General features: G+C 46.1%; 16 protein-coding genes. All 16 read left to right on the top strand.

All coding sequences use genetic code 11. The features are described from left to right. Nucleotides 1-53 precede the first annotated feature (53 nt). The 16 genes from KIK04_RS01470 to KIK04_RS01395 all read left to right on the top strand — a co-directional run bounded on the left by KIK04_RS01470 (nucleotide 54) and on the right by KIK04_RS01395 (nucleotide 18023). Nucleotides 54-710 carry a regulatory protein RecX gene (locus tag KIK04_RS01470; protein ID WP_232276586.1) on the top strand — a complete coding sequence of 219 codons (657 nt, stop codon included), beginning with the start codon at nucleotides 54-56 and terminating at the stop codon, nucleotides 708-710. Nucleotides 711-1062: 352 nt separating this feature from the next. After that, complete coding sequence (gene rny, locus KIK04_RS01465) at nucleotides 1063-2604, top strand: ribonuclease Y (protein WP_232276585.1); 1542 nt, start codon at nucleotides 1063-1065, stop codon at nucleotides 2602-2604. Between the two features lie 78 nt (nucleotides 2605-2682). After that, complete coding sequence (locus KIK04_RS01460; RefSeq protein WP_232276584.1) at nucleotides 2683-3477, top strand: TIGR00282 family metallophosphoesterase; 795 nt, start codon at nucleotides 2683-2685, stop codon at nucleotides 3475-3477. Between the two features lie 255 nt (nucleotides 3478-3732). Further along, nucleotides 3733-3993, top strand: a complete 261-nt coding sequence (locus KIK04_RS01455; protein ID WP_005550495.1) for a stage V sporulation protein S — start codon at nucleotides 3733-3735, stop codon at nucleotides 3991-3993. Between the two features lie 225 nt (nucleotides 3994-4218). After that, nucleotides 4219-5178, top strand: coding sequence for a dipeptidase (locus tag KIK04_RS01450; protein ID WP_232276583.1), 960 nt, complete (start codon nucleotides 4219-4221; stop codon nucleotides 5176-5178). Nucleotides 5179-5389: 211 nt separating this feature from the next. Further along, nucleotides 5390-7123 (top strand): 2-oxoacid:acceptor oxidoreductase subunit alpha, encoded by a 1734-nt coding sequence (locus KIK04_RS01445; RefSeq protein WP_232278545.1) that lies wholly within the window; start codon nucleotides 5390-5392, stop codon nucleotides 7121-7123. Between the two features lies 1 nt (nucleotide 7124). Beyond that, entirely contained in the window at nucleotides 7125-7991 is an 867-nt protein-coding gene (locus KIK04_RS01440; protein WP_232276582.1) for a 2-oxoacid:ferredoxin oxidoreductase subunit beta, read from the top strand. 105 nt (nucleotides 7992-8096) lie between these two features. Continuing rightward, a complete protein-coding gene (gene pduL / locus KIK04_RS01435) occupies nucleotides 8097-8666 on the top strand; it encodes a phosphate propanoyltransferase (protein ID WP_232276581.1) in 570 nt (189 codons plus the stop codon). A 254-nt stretch (nucleotides 8667-8920) separates the two neighbouring features. Next, on the top strand, nucleotides 8921-10474 hold the full coding sequence (gene miaB, locus KIK04_RS01430) for a tRNA (N6-isopentenyl adenosine(37)-C2)-methylthiotransferase MiaB (RefSeq protein WP_232276580.1): 1554 nt from the start codon (nucleotides 8921-8923) through the stop codon (nucleotides 10472-10474). A 76-nt stretch (nucleotides 10475-10550) separates the two neighbouring features. Then, the gene (locus KIK04_RS01425; RefSeq protein WP_232276579.1) at nucleotides 10551-11033 is read left to right on the top strand and encodes a YlbF/YmcA family competence regulator; all 483 of its coding nucleotides are present in this window, start codon (nucleotides 10551-10553) and stop codon (nucleotides 11031-11033) included. 304 nt (nucleotides 11034-11337) lie between these two features. Next, nucleotides 11338-13035, top strand: a complete 1698-nt coding sequence (locus KIK04_RS01420; protein ID WP_232276578.1) for a long-chain-fatty-acid--CoA ligase — start codon at nucleotides 11338-11340, stop codon at nucleotides 13033-13035. 109 nt (nucleotides 13036-13144) lie between these two features. Then, nucleotides 13145-13552, top strand: coding sequence for a PaaI family thioesterase (locus KIK04_RS01415; RefSeq protein ID WP_232276577.1), 408 nt, complete (start codon nucleotides 13145-13147; stop codon nucleotides 13550-13552). Between the two features lie 90 nt (nucleotides 13553-13642). Continuing rightward, the gene (locus tag KIK04_RS01410; RefSeq protein ID WP_232276576.1) at nucleotides 13643-14224 is read left to right on the top strand and encodes a cysteine hydrolase family protein; all 582 of its coding nucleotides are present in this window, start codon (nucleotides 13643-13645) and stop codon (nucleotides 14222-14224) included. Nucleotides 14225-14390: 166 nt separating this feature from the next. Next, nucleotides 14391-15890 carry a nicotinate phosphoribosyltransferase gene (locus KIK04_RS01405; RefSeq protein WP_232276575.1) on the top strand — a complete coding sequence of 500 codons (1500 nt, stop codon included), beginning with the start codon at nucleotides 14391-14393 and terminating at the stop codon, nucleotides 15888-15890. Nucleotides 15891-16133: 243 nt separating this feature from the next. Further along, nucleotides 16134-16916, top strand: a complete 783-nt coding sequence (locus KIK04_RS01400; RefSeq protein ID WP_232278544.1) for an SMP-30/gluconolactonase/LRE family protein — start codon at nucleotides 16134-16136, stop codon at nucleotides 16914-16916. A gap of 162 nt (nucleotides 16917-17078) precedes the next feature. Then, the gene (locus tag KIK04_RS01395; protein WP_232276574.1) at nucleotides 17079-18023 is read left to right on the top strand and encodes a BsuPI-related putative proteinase inhibitor; all 945 of its coding nucleotides are present in this window, start codon (nucleotides 17079-17081) and stop codon (nucleotides 18021-18023) included. The last annotated feature ends 44 nt before the right edge of the window (nucleotides 18024-18067 follow it).

The raw sequence follows: 18067 nt of genomic DNA, 5'->3' as shown, positions 1-18067 counted from the left end.
TTATGATCGAGAGAAGTAGGCGGTGTCAAGATTAAGATGGAGGCTATGTTAGGATGAGTGATGATCGTATCGTCACGATTGTACGAGTTGAGCGTGACGCTAAGCAAGCAAGTAGATATACGATTCATTTTGATAGTAGCTCTTCGTTGAATGTTCACGAAGACGTTATGGTCAAGTATCGATTGTTTAAGGGGAACGAGGTGTCGGTTGCCTCGTTAGCAGATATTTTACGAGCAGATGAGCTAAATAAGGCATACGTTCAGGCGTTGAAATATTTACAGCGAAAGCCCCGCACTCGTGGAGAAATGGCGAAGCATTTAAGCCAGAAGGAATATGAAGAAGGCATCGTCATAGAAGTGCTTGATCGCTTGCAGCAGCAATTGCTCGTTGACGACCAAGCGTATGCGCACCAGTGGACGGAGCAACGCTTGACGCGTCATTATAAAGGAAGGCGATGGATTCAGCACGAGTTAAAGCAGAAAGGCGTGCATGAGCAGCATATTGCCTCAGCGCTTGAAGCGGTAGAGCCCGATCAAGAGTGGGAAAGCGCCCTGCATGCTGCACGTAAGAAATGGCGCCAAACGAGTGGAGAGCCATTTATACGCAAGCAAAAGACGACAGCTTTTCTTATGCGACGTGGTTATCCGCTAGACATGGCACGGCGTGCTGCCCATTCCATGGAGGAAGAACAGAATGATGAAATGGAATAAGATTAGCGATGTCGAAACAATGTTCAAAGCAATAAAATAGGCTATATATAGTGCTTGAATAGAGGGATGTTGTCAATTGCTTGACAATATCTTTTGCCGAATAATAAAATGAACATGTATCTTTATTTTCACGAGATCAATTTTTCCTTCCAAAAGTTGATTTCTGATGATTTATTTCGCCAATTGATGTATTCCGATTGCCGCCTACAGGTGGCGCCTAGCATGCAGAGCATGTATGTAACTGATGTATATACGTCAGTCGTGTAGCACTTTAAGAAAATGAAACATTGAACAATCACAATGAACTAACCCAAGCAGTGCTTGGAGGAACCAACGAGGAGGTGAGGCAAAGATGCAAATTTGGCTCGCGATCGTTCTCGTTGTGGCTGCATTGTTCTTGGGGTTTGGAATCGGTTACCTGATTCGCAAATCGCTTGCTGAAGCGAAAATAACGAGTGCCGAGCACGCCGCGGAACAAATTATGGATGGAGCACGCAAAGAGGCGGAGGCACTGAAGAAAGAAACGGTGCTAGAAGCGAAAGACGACATCCATAAACTTCGCACCGAAGCGGAGAAAGATATCCGCGAACGCCGGAACGAAATTCAACGTTTGGAAAGACGCTTATTGCAAAAAGAAGAGTCGTTGGATAAAAAGTTAGAGTCGCTAGAACGTAAAGAAGAACATGTAGCCAACAAAGAGAAACGAATCGAAGATACTCAGGAGCAGATTGATCGTATTTATCAACAGCAAATTTCTGAGTTGGAACGTATTTCTAACTTGACCATGGAGGATGCTAGAAGCATTATCTTGGCCAATGTGGAGCAGGAAGTTCGTCATGAAACGGCACAGATGATTAAAGAAGTCGAACAGCAGGCGCGTGAAGAAGCGGACAAGCGTTCACGTGAGATTATTACACTTGCTATTCAGCGCTGTGCGGCGGATCATGTTGCAGAGACAACGGTATCCGTTGTTGCTTTGCCTAACGAAGAGATGAAAGGCCGTATCATCGGTCGAGAAGGTCGCAACATTCGTGCACTTGAAACGCTTACAGGTATCGATTTGATTATCGATGATACACCTGAAGCGGTCATTCTGTCCGGATTTGACCCAATTCGACGTGAGATTGCACGGACATCGCTTGAAAAGCTTGTAGCAGACGGTCGTATTCACCCTGCGCGTATCGAGGAAATGGTCGAGAAATCGCGTAAAGAAGTGGATGAACGGATCCGTGAATACGGAGAGCAAGCAACATTCGAAGTGGGCGTGCACGGTTTGCACCCTGACTTGATTAAAATACTCGGTCGCCTTAAATTCCGTACGAGCTACGGTCAAAACGTACTTAAACACTCGATGGAAGTTGCTTACCTTGCCGGATTAATGGCAGGAGAGCTAGGCGAAGATGTAACATTGGCAAAACGTGCCGGATTGTTGCATGATATCGGGAAAGCGTTGGATCACGAGGTGGAAGGATCTCACGTTGAAATCGGTGTCGAGTTGGCGAAGAAGTATAAAGAACACCCAGTGGTCATTAACAGTATCGCATCTCACCATGGAGACTGCGAACCGACTTCCGTTATCGCGATGCTAGTCGGAGCAGCAGATGCATTGTCAGCTGCCCGTCCAGGAGCACGTCGTGAAACACTTGAGACGTACATTAGACGTTTGGAGAAGCTTGAAGACATTTCCGAGTCGTTTGATGGCGTTGAGAAGTCGTATGCGATCCAAGCAGGACGCGAAGTGCGCGTAATGGTGCAACCGGATAAGATTGATGACGCGGAAGCGTATCGTCTCGCTCGAGATATTACGAAAAAAATCGAGAGTGAGCTTGACTATCCAGGACATATTAAAGTTACGGTCATTCGTGAAACTCGTGCAGTGGAGTATGCGAAGTAAGTACACATATGGGACAAGGAGAGGTGGCCGCTCGTCGGCCACTTTTCCGTTTTATTTACTAAGGAGGACTTGTTCCGAATGAAAGTCATGTTTATAGGTGATATTGTAGGCAATACAGGACGTAAAGCTGTAAAGCTGCTATTGCCATCTTTAAAGCAAAAGTACCAGCCGCATATCATTATTGCGAATGCTGAAAATGCAGCTGGAGGACGTGGAGTCACGGAGGCAATCGTTAGGGAGTTTGCTAACTTGGGCATTCACGGATTCACGATGGGAAATCATACGTGGGACAATCGAGATATTTTTGAGTGGATTGACGATGAGAAGCGTCTGGTCAGACCGGCAAACTTTCCTGAAGGTGCGCCGGGACAGGGCTTTACAACGATTAAGGCGAACGGGAAAGAGCTCGTCATCGTTAATTTACAAGGCCGTACCTTTTTACCGCCGATTGATTGCCCGTTCACGGTAGTGGATGATATTTTATATTCGCTTGGCAAAAAATCGCAAGCTATTCTCGTTGATTTTCATGCAGAAGCAACATCGGAAAAAATCGCGATGGGCTGGCACCTTGATGGCAGAGCTTCGATAGTAGTAGGAACGCATACACACGTTCAGACGAACGATGACACGATTTTGCCGAATGGAACCGCCTATTTGACCGACGTAGGTATGGTAGGTTCAAAAGAAGGCGTCCTAGGTATGGAACGTGAAGCGGTATTGCATAAATTCAAGACACAACTTCCAGTTCGCTTTGTTGTAGACGAAGGAAAATGGCATTTCCATGCCGTTGTTGTGGAAATTGATGATGCAACAGGCCGTGCAATTCGTATTGAAAAAATCCGCGTACGTGAAGACGAGTGGATTATGTGCTAACCAATCGCCTTCATTGCCCTTGAGCATGGCTTGTGGGTGCAGGGTAGGTACGCAGGCAAGCACATATGCCTAATCACATAACTTATCAAAAAAGCGCTGGCTCATAACAGCGCTTTTTTGTATGTCCTAAACGAGTCTCTGCGCTGTGCGCCGACGCAGATTCGCCGCAGATAGGAGATTGCAGGAATTTTTACCGAATTCGCGAATATGTTGTATTAGTGGAATCTAACCAACATTCCCGAGGAGGTACTTTCCATGGAAGTATTAAAGGTTTCAGCAAAATCTAATCCAAATTCGGTAGCTGGTGCGTTAGCAGGGGTTTTGCGTGAACGGGGAGCCGCCGAATTGCAAGCGATTGGAGCCGGTGCTTTGAATCAAGCGATTAAAGCAGTCGCAATTGCACGGGGATTCGTAGCACCAAGCGGTGTAGACTTGATTTGCGTTCCTGCCTTTACCGATATTGTTATTGATGGAGAGGATCGGACGGCAATTAAGTTAATTGTGGAGCCAAGATAAATAGAGGAAATTAACCGTATACGGAAAAAATGGATAACCTGTTTACAATGTAAGCAGGTTTTTTTGCTTTCATCGTTAATTTTCAGTAATATAAGAATCGTGTGCTTTATTTGCGCTTGTATGTGCAACGTAATACGTCAAAGCATTGGACAAGCTGAATACCCATTCGTCAGCAAAGACAGCAACGCTGATTAATATAATCTCAAATGAGAGGAACATGCCATTATGAAGCGTCGTATCATTGATTTTCATTGTGATGTGCTTTTTAAAATGCTGTATGAAGGAAAAATTCATTTTGATCAGGAAGAACTGCTCGATGTGTCACTGCCGCGTATGCGTCAAGGTGGCGTAGGTATGCAAGTGTTTGCGCTCTATTTAGAAGATGCCTTGTTAACAGGACCTCCTCGTTTCTCTCAAGTGCTGCGCGCGATCGATCTATTGCGTGAACGCATTCATTCGCACCCTGATGTACAGTTTATTCGTTACCGTGAGGATTTGGATACATGGGCGCGGAATCCTAATGCGATTGGCTCCATACTATCGCTTGAGGGTGTGGACGGTTTAGAAGGAGATATGGTGTACGTACGCACGGCTTACGAACTAGGAGCGCGTTTCGTAGGACTGACATGGAACCATGCGAATTGGGCTGTTGATGGAACTTTAGAGCCTCGTCAGGGCGGATTTACGAACAAAGGCCGTCAATTTATTCGGGAGTGCGATAAGCTAGGGCTTATGATAGATGTGTCTCATTTAAATGAACACGGTTTCTGGGAACTGCTTGATTTGACAGGGCGACCGATTATCGCTTCGCACTCTAATGCGGCTTCTGTGAGACCTCATCCACGCAATTTATCAGACGAGCAGATTAAAGCCATTATTGCACGCGATGGACGTATCGGAGTGGTGTTTTTACCGACCTTTATTCGCGAGGGCGAACACGTCACGATCGATGATCTCCTTAAACATATTGATCGAATTTGTGAATTGGGCGGAGCCAACCATATTATGTTTGGATCCGATTTCGATGGTATTGAGGAAAAAGTAGAGCGATTAGAGCATGCTGGGCACTATGGCAATTTGGTAGAAGCGTTAGAGAAACGGTACACGAGTGAATTTGTGGATGGGATTACGGGAGGCAACGCATTCAGGCTGTTGCAGACCTATCTACCACAACGAACAGAGTAGCTTGTATTCATCTCGTGAAGGTATCATACTAATCTAAACTTGCTATGGTGAAGATCCGCGAAAACGCTTGCTTTTTCCAATTTTGAGTCATAGAATGAGTATGACTCAAGGAGATTTCTAAAATTTTACTTGTTAGATGGAATCGAATAATGGTGTGCATTCCGATGGCGGGAATGCAAATGCGAGTCACCGTTCAAAGGAGTGGGACAGCTTGATTAATCAATTGTCTTGGAAAATTGGGGGTCAACAAGGTGAAGGGGTAGAAAGTACGGACCGTATCTTTTCGACGGCATTAAACCGTCTCGGATACTTTTTGTACGGCTACCGTCATTTTTCTTCACGTATTAAGGGTGGACATACGAATAACAAGATTCGAATCAGCACGAAACCGATTCGTGCGATTTCAGATGACTTAGATATTTTGGTCGCATTTGACCAAGAATCGATTGATTTAAACGCACACGAGTTACGCGCTGGCGGCGTCATTGTGGCGGATGCGAAGTTTAATCCAATAGTGCCTGAAGGCATTGATGCGCGTCTGTTTGCGGTGCCGATTACGGCAATTGCTGAAGAGCTAGGAACTTCTTTGATGAAAAACATGGTCGCTTCTGGTGCTTCTTGGGCTTTGCTCGGATTGCCGATTGAAGTGTTTAACCAAGCGGTGGAAGAAGAGTTTGGGCGCAAAGGACCAGCAGTCGTCGAGAAAAACGTCGAAGCTGTGCGCCGCGGAGCAGAATTCGTGTTAGAACAAGCGGGCGGCCCGCTAATTGATTTCCAACTAGAGCCAGCTGATGGTAAACAAAAATTGTTTATGATCGGTAATGACGCGATTGGATTTGGTGCATTGGCAGCGGGTTGTCGCCTAATGGCGGCGTATCCGATTACACCTGCCTCTGAAGTAATGGAATACTTAATTAAGCGTTTGCCTAAGTACGGTGGAACAGTCATCCAGACGGAAGACGAAATTGCTGCAATCACAATGGCAATCGGGGCTAACTACGGTGGCGTGCGTGCGATGACAGCATCAGCAGGCCCAGGTCTTTCTTTGAAAATGGAAGCTATCGGCTTGGCGGGTATGACAGAGACGCCGATAGTTATTGTAAATACACAGCGTGGAGGCCCGAGTACTGGCTTGCCAACGAAGCAAGAACAAAGTGATGTCAACGCGATGATTTACGGTACACATGGTGAAATTCCGAAAATTGTCATGGCGCCAAGTTCAATTGAAGAGTGTTTCTACGATACGATTGAAGCCTTCAATTTAGCAGAAAAGTATCAGTGTCCGGTTATCGTGTTAACAGATTTGCAGCTTTCTTTAGGCAAGCAGACGTGCGAGGCACTTGATTATGATCGCATCGTAATCGATCGTGGCCACGTAATGAGCGATTTACCAGCGCTCGAAGACCATAATCAATTCAAGCGTTATGCGTTTACGGAAGACGGCATTTCGCCGCGTGTCTTCCCAGGAGAAAAGGGCGGTTTGCATCACGTCACAGGTGTTGAGCATGATGAGACAGGCCGCCCTTCCGAGAGCGCGATTAACCGCAAGAAGATGATGGATAAACGGATGAGCAAGTTGAACAACTTGAACATCACGAATGCGATTCATGCAGATGCGCCGTATGAAGATGCGGATCTCCTTATCGTCGGCATGGGTTCGACGGGAGGCACGATTGAGCAAGCGCGTCAAATGCTCGAAGCAGATGGCGTAAAAACGAATCAAGTGATGGTTCGTCAAATTTACCCATTCCCGACAGAGCTATTTAAGACAGAAGCGGGACGTGCCAAAAAAGTTGTCGTGCTGGAGAACAATGCAACCGGTCAACTAGCTGGGCAAATTAAGTTAAACGTTGGTTTAGGGGAGAAAATACGTCAAATCAATAAATATGACGGTAATCCGTTCCTGCCATCGGAAGTGTACAAACAAAGCAAGGAGTTGGTATAGAATGGCTACGTTTAAAGAGTTCCGCAACAATGTGAAGCCTAACTGGTGCCCAGGCTGCGGTGATTTCTCAGTACAAGCGGCCATTCAACGCGCAGCAGCAAGTGCTGGTCTTGAGCCTGAAAATTTGGCGATCGTGTCGGGTATCGGTTGCTCGGGCCGTATTTCTGGCTACGTTAATGCTTACGGCTTCCACAGCATTCATGGACGATCGCTCCCGATCGCACAAGGCTTGAAGCTGGCTAACCGTGATTTAACCGTAATCGCATCTGGTGGCGATGGGGATGGATTTGCAATCGGGATGGGTCATACGGTGCACGCCATTCGTCGTAACGTTAACATGACTTATATCGTAATGGACAACCAAATATACGGCTTAACTAAAGGTCAGACTTCGCCGCGAAGTGCAGTAGGCTTTAAGACGAAGAGCACGCCAGAAGGTTCGATTGAGACTACACTGTCGCCGCTTGAAATTGCATTAGCAGCGGGCGCAACATTCGTAGCCCAATCGTTCTCCAGCGACTTGAAACAGCTAACAGCGCTCATTGAAGCGGGTATTCGTCATGAAGGCTTCTCGCTAATTAACGTATTCAGCCCGTGCGTAACGTTTAACAAAATTAACACGTACGACTGGTTTAAAGAAAATATCGTTAATTTGGATACGATTGAAGGCTACGATCATTCCAATCGTATTATGGCCATGACGAAGTTGATGGAAACGAACAGTATGATTACAGGACTTATTTATCAAGATACGACTAAACGTTCCTACGAAAACCTCGTTGCCGGCTTCCGTGAAGAGCCGCTTGTAAAGCAAGATTTGAAGATTTCAGCAGCTGATTTCGACAAATTGGTAGCAGAATTCAAATAATTGTTGAAAAGGCATGTGTCATATGACGCATGCCTTATTTATTTTCGTAGTATAATAACATTTGGTGCAAGAGCTAGAGCTAGAGAAAAACGAGGTGGAAGAGACATGAAAACTGTATCTGTAGGTGTATCCGGTCGTCACATTCATTTGTCCCAAGAGCATATCGAAGCATTGTTCGGTGCGGGCTACGAATTGACTGAAATGAAAGCATTGTCCCAACCAGGGCAATACGCAGCAAATGAAACGGTAGAAGTTGTTGGCCCTAAAGGCACATTCAACAAAGTGCGTATTTTGGGACCAGCACGTCCAGCTTCCCAATTGGAAGTATCCCGCACGGATGCGTTCTCTTTGGGTGTTAACCCTCCAGTGCGCGAGTCCGGCAGCATTAAAGAAACTCCGGGCATTAAGCTCAGAGGGCCTGCTGGCGAAGTTGAACTGCAAGAAGGCGTCATTGTGGCAGCACGCCACATTCATTTCCATACTTCGGATGCAGAAAAATGGGGCATTCAAGACAAGCAACAGTTGCGCGTACGCGTAGGCGGCGATCGTGGCGTTGTATTCGAGAACGTCATTGCTCGTGTTCATGCTACATTTGCATTGGACATGCATATCGATACAGATGAAGCTAATGCTGCAGGTGTAAAAAACGGCGACACGGCTGAAATTATTGACTAATCAGTTTATCTGAATAGCCAATGTTCATAGCGTACGTCTGTGTAGCATAAGCAGTAAGAAACCGGGGGCATAGCCTCCGGTTTTTTTCTTATGTCCAGCATCATATACCTTGGATTTCCAATTAAATGCATGTTATAATAAAACGTAATGCCTAATTATGGGCGCTATTCATTTTACATAGACAACTACCACACTACATCAGACAGCCAATTACTTAGAACAAACGTATTAACGATAAAGGAGTGGCCGACAACATGAGCAAAGGGGCGAAGGATTACTCCAAATATTTTGATTTCTCGAATGCGAAAGTGCTTTCAGAAGACGAAAACGGAAAGCGTATTCGCATTAACGGTCGAGAAATTAACATTATTTCGGAACCGAATCAGCGTCAAGAGAAAATGCGTGGCAAACAGGATATTCAAGTTCATTATGAACAGGCTGTGCCTAATGAGATAATGGGACTGGGTAGCGGGAAACGCTATATCATTTACACTTATGGCTGCCAAATGAACGAGCACGACACCGAAACGATGAGTGGCTTATTAGAGCAAATGGGCTACGAAAAGACGGATGATCGGAAACAAGCCGATCTGATCTTGCTTAATACGTGTGCGATTCGTGAAAATGCAGAAGACAAGGTGTTTGGTGAGCTTGGTCATCTAAAGACGCTCAAATTAGAGCGTCCAGGACTCGTTCTTGGTGTATGCGGTTGCATGTCGCAAGAAGAGGGCGTCGTCAATCGGATTATGCAGAAGCATCAGTTTGTCGATATCATTTTCGGAACCCATAACATCCACCGCCTGCCTTATTTAGTGCGTGACGCACTATTTAATAAAGAAATGGTCGTTGAAGTATGGTCTAAGGAAGGCGACATTATTGAGAATTTGCCTAAAAAGCGTGAAGGTATGCGTGGTTGGGTGAATATTATGTACGGATGCGATAAGTTCTGTACGTACTGTATTGTACCTTATACGCGTGGTAAAGAGCGCAGCCGTCGTCCAGAGGATGTGATTGCGGAAGTGCGTGAATTGGCCCGCCAAGGCTTTAAAGAGATTACATTGCTTGGGCAGAACGTCAATGCATATGGTAAAGATTTTACAGATATGAACTATCTGTTCGGTGATTTGATGGCCGATATTCATAAAATCGACATTCCACGCATTCGCTTTATGACGTCACATCCGCGTGATTTTGACGATCACCTGATTGAAGTGCTAGCTAAGCGGGGCAATCTAGTGGAACACATTCATTTACCTGTCCAGTCGGGAAGTAGTGAAGTGTTGAAAAAAATGAGTCGCAAGTACAATCGCGATCAATTTTTGGAGCTTGTACGCAAAATCAAAACGGCGATTCCAGATGTCGTCATGACAACGGATATTATTGTCGGCTTCCCAGGTGAGACCGATGAGCAGTTTGAGGATACGATGTCACTCGTACGTGAGGTGGAGTTCGACTCTGCGTACACGTTCCTTTATTCTCCGCGCGAAGGCACGCCAGCGGCAGGTATGGAAGATAACGTACCGCTAGAAGTGAAGAAAGCGCGCTTGCAGCGCCTGAACGACTTAATGAAGCAACTTAGCCGCATAGGCAACGAGCGCCTGATTGGGCAAACGGTGGAAGTGCTCGTAGAGGGCGAAAGCAAAAACAACACGGCTATTTTGTCGGGCCGAACGCGTACGAATAAGTTGGTACATTTTGAAGGCTCAAAAGACTTGATCGGGCAATTTGTTCAAGTTAAAGTTTATGATGCGATGACCTTTTATATTAAAGGTGAGCTTGTCACAGAACCGATGCAAATGAGTTCTTAAATTTTGACGGTGCTTCGGTTACAATATAGGTAAGGAAAATTAACGCAATCGACGAAATAGATGGGAGAGGTTCTCGTTGTCTCAACAGTCACAAACAACGCCGCATCAACATGAGCATAAGCAAGAAACAACCGACTGCGGTATACCTAAATTTAATGTACGCGATTTACGCGTGCGTGAAGATATTATGGTCAAAGCGAAGCAGTTAGCTGAAATGATGGTCACGACGGAAGAAGTGTCACAATTTCAAAAAGCTGAGAAGCTGATTCAAGGTCATAACCGTGTACAAGAGCTTATTGTACTCATTAAGAAAAAGCAGAAAGAAATTGTCGCTTTCAAATCGTTCCGTAACGAGAAGATGGTCGACAAGATCGAGAATGAAATAAATGAATTGCAAGACGAATTAGACAGTATTCCACTCGTAGTGGAATTCCAGCAAAGCCAAAGCGATGTCAATTACTTACTTCAGCTTGTGATGTCGGTAATTCGTGATACCGTGTCGGAAAAAGTAAATGTAGAAGCTGCAACGCCAGAAGATCCAGAAACTTGCAGTGACTAATCGTTAACAGAAGCTTCGTACACCTTCGGGTGCGCGGAGCTTCTTTTTTTTGCGGATCATTCATATGGATGAGTATGGGGATGACGATGGTGGGAGGCTGAAGGCGCTTCACACGTGTGCACGACTATCGAGTACGTTTGGTGGCAGCACCATACCGTTAGCGAAAACATATGATAGAAATATAAAAATGAACACGGAGAGGTACAGTTCCTTTAATTTTTATGAAAGCGCTTGAATAAGGATGTAAATAAGGGTTTGAATCATAATGAGCCTACCCGTTAGGGGTAGAAAGGGGCATTTAGTCATGCAAGGTGAATGTACGCAACGACCTTGGCTTCGCCACTATCCGCCGGATGTGGCACATAGCTTCAAGTATCCGCGTCAAAATGTAGCTCAGCTACTTGTTGATGCAGCGGCAGGGTTTCCGTCACGAAATGCGTTATCGTTTATGGGGAGCAACATGACGTATAGCGAACTGCTAGATGCATCTACCCAATTTGCAAATGGTTTGCTCGATCTTGGCGTACGTACTGGCGATCGAGTTGCCATTATGTTACCGAACTGCCCACAACTCGTCATTGCTTACTACGGCACATTACTGATGGGCGGCATCGTCGTGATGACGAACCCACTCTATATGGAGGGGGAGTTAACCCATCAGCTGAACGACTCCGGTGCAAAAACGATCGTTACGCTCGATCTATTGCATTCGCGAGTGTTAAATGTAAAACGGCAAACTTCGTTACAAACGATAATCGTCGCTTCCATCCGTGAATATTTGCCTTTTCCGAAAAATATATTGTATCCGCTTAAAGTGAAGCGCGCTGGCCAATCTTTGCATGTCCCGAGCGCCCCCGGTATTTTGCGTTTTAAATCGTGGCTCCGCAAACAACGCTCAGCAGCGGTATTCCATGACGTTGAGGCCGAGCAAGATATCGCTGTGCTGCAATATACAGGTGGAACGACAGGGGTATCCAAAGGGGTTATGCTCAGCCATTACAACTTAGTGGCAAATACAGTACAGGTTTCTAACTGGTTCAGCACAGGCCGTAAAGGTGAAGAAGTGCTGTTAGCAGCGCTGCCTTGTTTTCACGTATTTGGACTAACTGTGGTGCTTAATCTTAGTGCCCACGTAGCGGGTGAACTCGTCTTGATTCCACGCTTTGAAACTGAGCTCGTGCTGCGCACAATTGAGAAGAAAAGGGTCACTTTATTTCCTGGGGCACCGACGATGTATATTGCGATTAACCACCATCCAGATGTAAAATCGTATGATTTATCATCGTTGCGTGCGTGTGTAAGCGGTTCCGCACCGCTACCATTAGAGGTGCAGGAACGATTTGAAGCGCTAACAGGTGGCAGACTTGTGGAGGGGTATGGCTTAACGGAAGCATCCCCAGTCACGCATGCGAATAACGTACGGGGCTACCGAAAAATCGGTACGGTTGGCATTCCGTTTCAAGATACAGATGCACGTATCGTCCATCCGGAAACAGGTGAACAACTAGCCGTAGGCGAGATTGGAGAGCTTGCTGTCCGTGGACCGCAAGTCATGCTCGGCTATTGGAACCGACCTGACGATACAGCAGCCGTTCTAAAGGACGGCTGGTTGCTGACAGGAGATATGGCGATCTGCAATGAAGAAGCGATGTTTGCCATCGTAGATCGGAAAAAAGATATGATTATTGCGAGCGGGTTCAAAGTGTTCCCACGTGAAGTGGAAGAAGTGCTTTACGAGCATCCTGATGTGAAAGAGGCGGCTATCATCGGTGCAGTCGACGCTTATCGGGGAGAGACGGTTAAAGCCTTTATTGTGCCGCGTGAGGGCTCACAAGTAACAGCAGAGTCGATCGAGCAATGGTGTAGGGCTCGCCTAGCAGCATTTAAAGTGCCGCGTCTGATTGAATTCAGGACAGAGTTGCCAAAGACGATGATTGGCAAAGTACTTCGCAGAAAACTGATTGAGGAAGAATCGTTGCGAACGCCGCGAATCGACGAATAAGGCAAGGTCTTAGATATATAGGCCGATCGTCGTTGTAGGCGGTCGGTCATTTTTATCATATAATAGAAGAAGCAATGAGGATTGATGACAACGAGAGGCAGGAATTGGAATGAGCAGCAAGATAGAGCCGCGGGATGTTGGGGCTGAACAAGTGGCGCATACGTTTTGGGATTACTTAGGGTGTGAATTAGTTCGAGCCGATGAGCATGAAGCAATCGTTCATTTGCATGCGAAAGAGCACCATTTAAATATGATGGGAATCGTCAATGGCGGTGTATTGGCGTCATTGCTAGATAACACGATGGGCGTCGTGGCTATGGAAGCGCGTCCAGGTAAACAGGTTGTGACGAGCAACTTGAATTTAAATTATTTACGTCCGATGCCTTTAGGCCGATTAGAAGTGCGGGCACATATCGTACACCAAACGCGGCGCATGCTAACGATACAAGGTGACGTACAAGATGAGCAGGGCAATGTGGGTACAATTGCTACTGCGACATTTTGTGTAAAATCGTGACAACTCGGTTGACTTTTTATCACAATTTGTCATAATGACGTTAAGTCATCATCTGCCTAGCAGGCAGCCGCGAAAGGAGGGCGATCTCCGATGAAAGCGTTGATCGTCATCGATTATACGACAGATTTCGTAACTGGAAGGCTTCCATGTGGACAGCCGGCTATTGAAATTGAAGAGCGGATTTCGACCATTACAGAGCAATTTGTTGCGCAAGGAGACTTTGTCGCGATGGCAGTCGATTTGCACGAACAAGACGATCCGTATCATCCGGAAACGCGCTTGTTCCCACCTCATAACATTCGAGGTACTGAAGGACGTCAATTGTACGGTGCTTTGCAAGATGTATATGCTCGCAGTGCAGACAGCATTTATTGGATGGATAAGACGAGGTACAGCGCATTTTGCGGGACGGATTTAGACTTACGGCTACGCGCGCGTGGCATAAGAGAAGTGCATCTAGTCGGTGTGTGCACAGACATCTGTGTACTTCACACGGCAGTAGAAGCTTACAACCTTGGATATGCAATCGTTGTCCATGAAGATGCTGTAGCTTCTTTTAACGGACAAGCTCATGAGTGGGCATTGCAGCATTTCCGCAATTCGCTGGGAGCGCAAATCGTATCAGGTAGTATCACTGCCGATGAACAAGAAGCAGCACCAGCAGATGTATAAGCGCGAATTACTTATATCACAACTTAAATTTCACAACATAACCCATACGACTTAGCTTGAACGTAGCATGATGATTCAAGCTAAGTAGCATTTTCATTTTTTAAGTGATTATTATCACAAGAAATGTTAGCGAACACGTGGGACAGATAAGAAAGAAGGATGAATTATGTACGCATCAATGGCTTTGCATACCGATAAATATCAGATCAATATGATGTATGCGCATTGGAAAAATGGTACTCATAATCAGCATACGGTATTTGAAGCTTTTTTCCGCAAACTGCCTTTTGGCAATGGTTACGCGGTGTTTGCTGGACTAGAGCGAATTATTGATTATGTAGAGCGACTTCGTTTTACGGAAGAAGATATTGCCTATTTGAGTGAGCAGGAAGAGCAGTATGATGCGGGTTTCTTGGAGGAATTGCGTCAGTTCCGCTTCACAGGTCATATTGATGCTGTACAGGAAGGAACACTTGTTTTTCCAAGCGAGCCACTGATACGGGTGGAAGGTCGTGTATTTGAAACACAGCTCGTCGAGACGGCGTTGCTTAATTTTATGAATTTCCAGACTTTAATCGCGACGAAGGCATCTCGGATTAAACAAGTTGCGCCAGACGACACATTAATGGAATTTGGTACGCGCCGCGCCCAAGAGGCAGACGCTGCTTTATGGGGAGCGCGCGCAGCCTATATTTCTGGCTTCCATGCGACTTCGAACATGCTTGCCGGAGCACGGTTTGGCGTACCTACTAAAGGTACGCATGCACATGCTTGGGTGCAGAGCTTTGCGAACGAAGAGGAAGCGTTCGAAGTGTTTGCGGCTGCACTGCCTAACCAAGTGACGCTGCTTGTTGATACTTACGATACGCTGCACAGCGGTATTCCACATGCTATCGCTATCGGCCATCAATTAGCAACGCAGGGCAAACGTTTGCAGGCGATTCGCCTCGATAGTGGCGATATTGCGTACTTGTCTATCCAAGCACGTGCCATGCTAGACGCTGCTGGGCTGACAGACGTCAAAATCGTGGCCTCCAACGACTTGGACGAGCACACGATTGCGGACTTAAAGCGACAAGGCGCACGCGTCGATATGTGGGGAATCGGTACACAGCTGATTACGGCTGCGGATCAACCTGCTCTTGGTGGTGTGTACAAGCTTGTCGAGCGTCAAGTAAATGGTCACATGGAGCCGACGATCAAAATTTCGTCCAATCCAGACAAGGTAACGACACCTGGTAAAAAAGACGTGTACCGTATTATTCACAAGAAGAAGAAAAAAGCGATTGCGGATTACGTATGCTTGGCGGACGAGGACGATGTTGAACAACGCAACAAAATAAAGTTGTTCCATCCCGTACACCCGTATATGCACAAGTACGTGGAACATTACGAGGCGGAACGTTTGTTAAAGCCTATATATCGCGATGGAACTCTTGTGTATAAACTTCCAACACTTGAGGACATTCGCAGCTATCACACAAGTCAGCTTAGCATGTTCTGGCCTGAATATTTGCGCAAAACAAACCCAGAGGTGTACCATGTTGACATTAGTCCGAAGGCATGGGAGTTAAAGCGGGAAATGATTGAGTCGCATGTTCAGGAATCAGCAATGAAGCGCTCCTTAATTCAGGACAACGATGCTGATGAATCAGATGAGGCTTAATAGAACGTAAACGTAAGTTGCCGAAAATGGAGCTAGGGGAAACGTTGTGCTTGTATAGCCAAGCTGTACCGTGTTTTACTTGAAACGGTCTGACCGTACTTGAATGTACAATAGAGAGGGGACTTCTCCGTGAGTCAAAATAATGGGCATAACGAGCAGCAACTTCAAGGTAATTCTAACGACAATCAAGTAAGTGAACGTAAGAGCGAAGTCTTTACCCCACCTAACGGTTTTACAGCAGGTATAGAAGGGCCGGGCTGTGATGCGGAAGGCAACTTATACGCCGTAAACTTTGCGCGTCAAGGCACGATTGGACGTGTTACCCCAGATGGGGACAGCAGTGTGTTTATTGATCTGCCCGCAGGCAGCATCGGAAACGGTATTCGGTTTACGCGTGACGGGGTCATGCTTATTGCCGATTATACCGGGCATAATGTGTGGAAATGCAACTTGAACACGCGCGAGTTGAGTCTGCTTGCACATGAGCCACGTATGAATCAGCCGAACGATATTTGTATCATGGCGAATGATATTGTGTTTGCTAGTGATCCGAATTGGAGCAATAATACGGGGCAAATATGGCGTATTCTCCCTGATGGGGCAGTGACCTTGCTGGAGAGCGGCATGGGCACGACTAACGGCATTGAGGTAGGACCGAACGAGGACGTACTGTATGTCAACGAATCGGTGCAGCGTCGGATTTGGGCATATCGTCTGAGTCCGGATGGTAACATTTCGGACAAACGATTATTCCATCAGTTTAATGATTTTGGATTAGACGGTATGCGCTGTGATATCGACGGCAATGTGTATGTAACTCGCTTCGGAAAAGGAACGGTAGCGATTTTATCGCCGACAGGGCAGCTACTCGAAGAGATAAGGCTACACGGTAACAATTGCACCAACGTTACGTTTGGCGGCGAAGATGGCCGCACGGTTTACGTTACGGTAGCTGACCAAGGAAACGTGGAACGGTTTCGTGCCGAACGTCCAGGCAGATGTCGTCGTTTATTTGGCATCGTCTAAACGAACAAAATTTTCAGGCGCCCATTTATGGGCGTCTTTTTTTAGGTGTGCGGGTGCTGTTATGCGGGGAGGGGGAGTATGGCTTGCAACCATTTTACAAATGTAGACGTCATGTATATAAATATAGCGGTTGTATAACGCCAGTTGAAAGGGTGAACGACGATGAATCTTAAACAGAAGTGTGTGTGCTTATTTAGTGCAGTATGTATGTTAGTTAGTATGTATACTCCGTTGGCCTATGCCAACGCATCGGTAGCGCAATTGGGACAGGAGGAGTTGCCACCGCCGCTTCTTAGCAGTGAACGACCAAATGAACATGTAACAAGAGCAGAATTGGCTGCCGTGCTGACAAGAATGTTTCAATTGCCATTAGCGGGAAATACACAACCGAAACATGCTTTTACCGATACCAATGATCATTGGGTCAGTAAACAGGGCTATCTTCAAGCTGTCGTGCCAAAAAAGTGGATCACAGGTCATGTGAACAATCAGTTTTTGCCGAACAAATCGGTTACCGTCGAGCAACTGCTTGTGTCCTTGCTTAAAGGGATCGGCATAGCTCCGCTTACAGCCACAGCGATCGACATGAATTCGATGCAGAAGCTGGGTGTTTCTAAGGAAGCGGCACCTTATATTGCAGCAGCAATCGAGCGGCAGCTCATCCCTGAAAAGTTGAATTCGTATCAACAACCAATAAGACGTGACGATGCGTCCGAGTTAGTGAATTACGTGCAGCTGAAGCATATCATGAGCAACACTGCAATTGATATACAAGCAAGCAATTCGATAAAAGGAGAAACCGAGTTTACATTTAATGTTCAAAATAAATCCTCGCTAGGATGCAAGCTGTCATTTGGATATCCCATACAGTATAAAGTGGTAATCAAAGATGCGGCAGGTCATGTAGTCGAAGATTTTAGTGATAGAGCCTACCCAGCGGTTATCGTTGAAAACTGGTTTGCTGCAGGAGAGCAGCGCACCTTTAAGGAGAAAGTCAAATTAAAGCCAAACGAAAAATATACCGTTGAATTTTGGTTTATACCTGGTGAATTTACGTTGGTAGATAAATCTGAAGGACTTTATCAGAAAAAAACCATTTCGACATAGTCGATAATTGTGCCAACAATGTGGTTGCAGGCATATGCAAAAGC

It is taken from the genome of Paenibacillus sp. 481 (genome assembly GCF_021223605.1).
Lineage (GTDB): Bacteria > Bacillota > Bacilli > Paenibacillales > Paenibacillaceae > Paenibacillus_B.
Note: the sequence above shows the minus strand (reverse complement) of the source record. Positions and strands in the feature narration are given on the sequence as shown.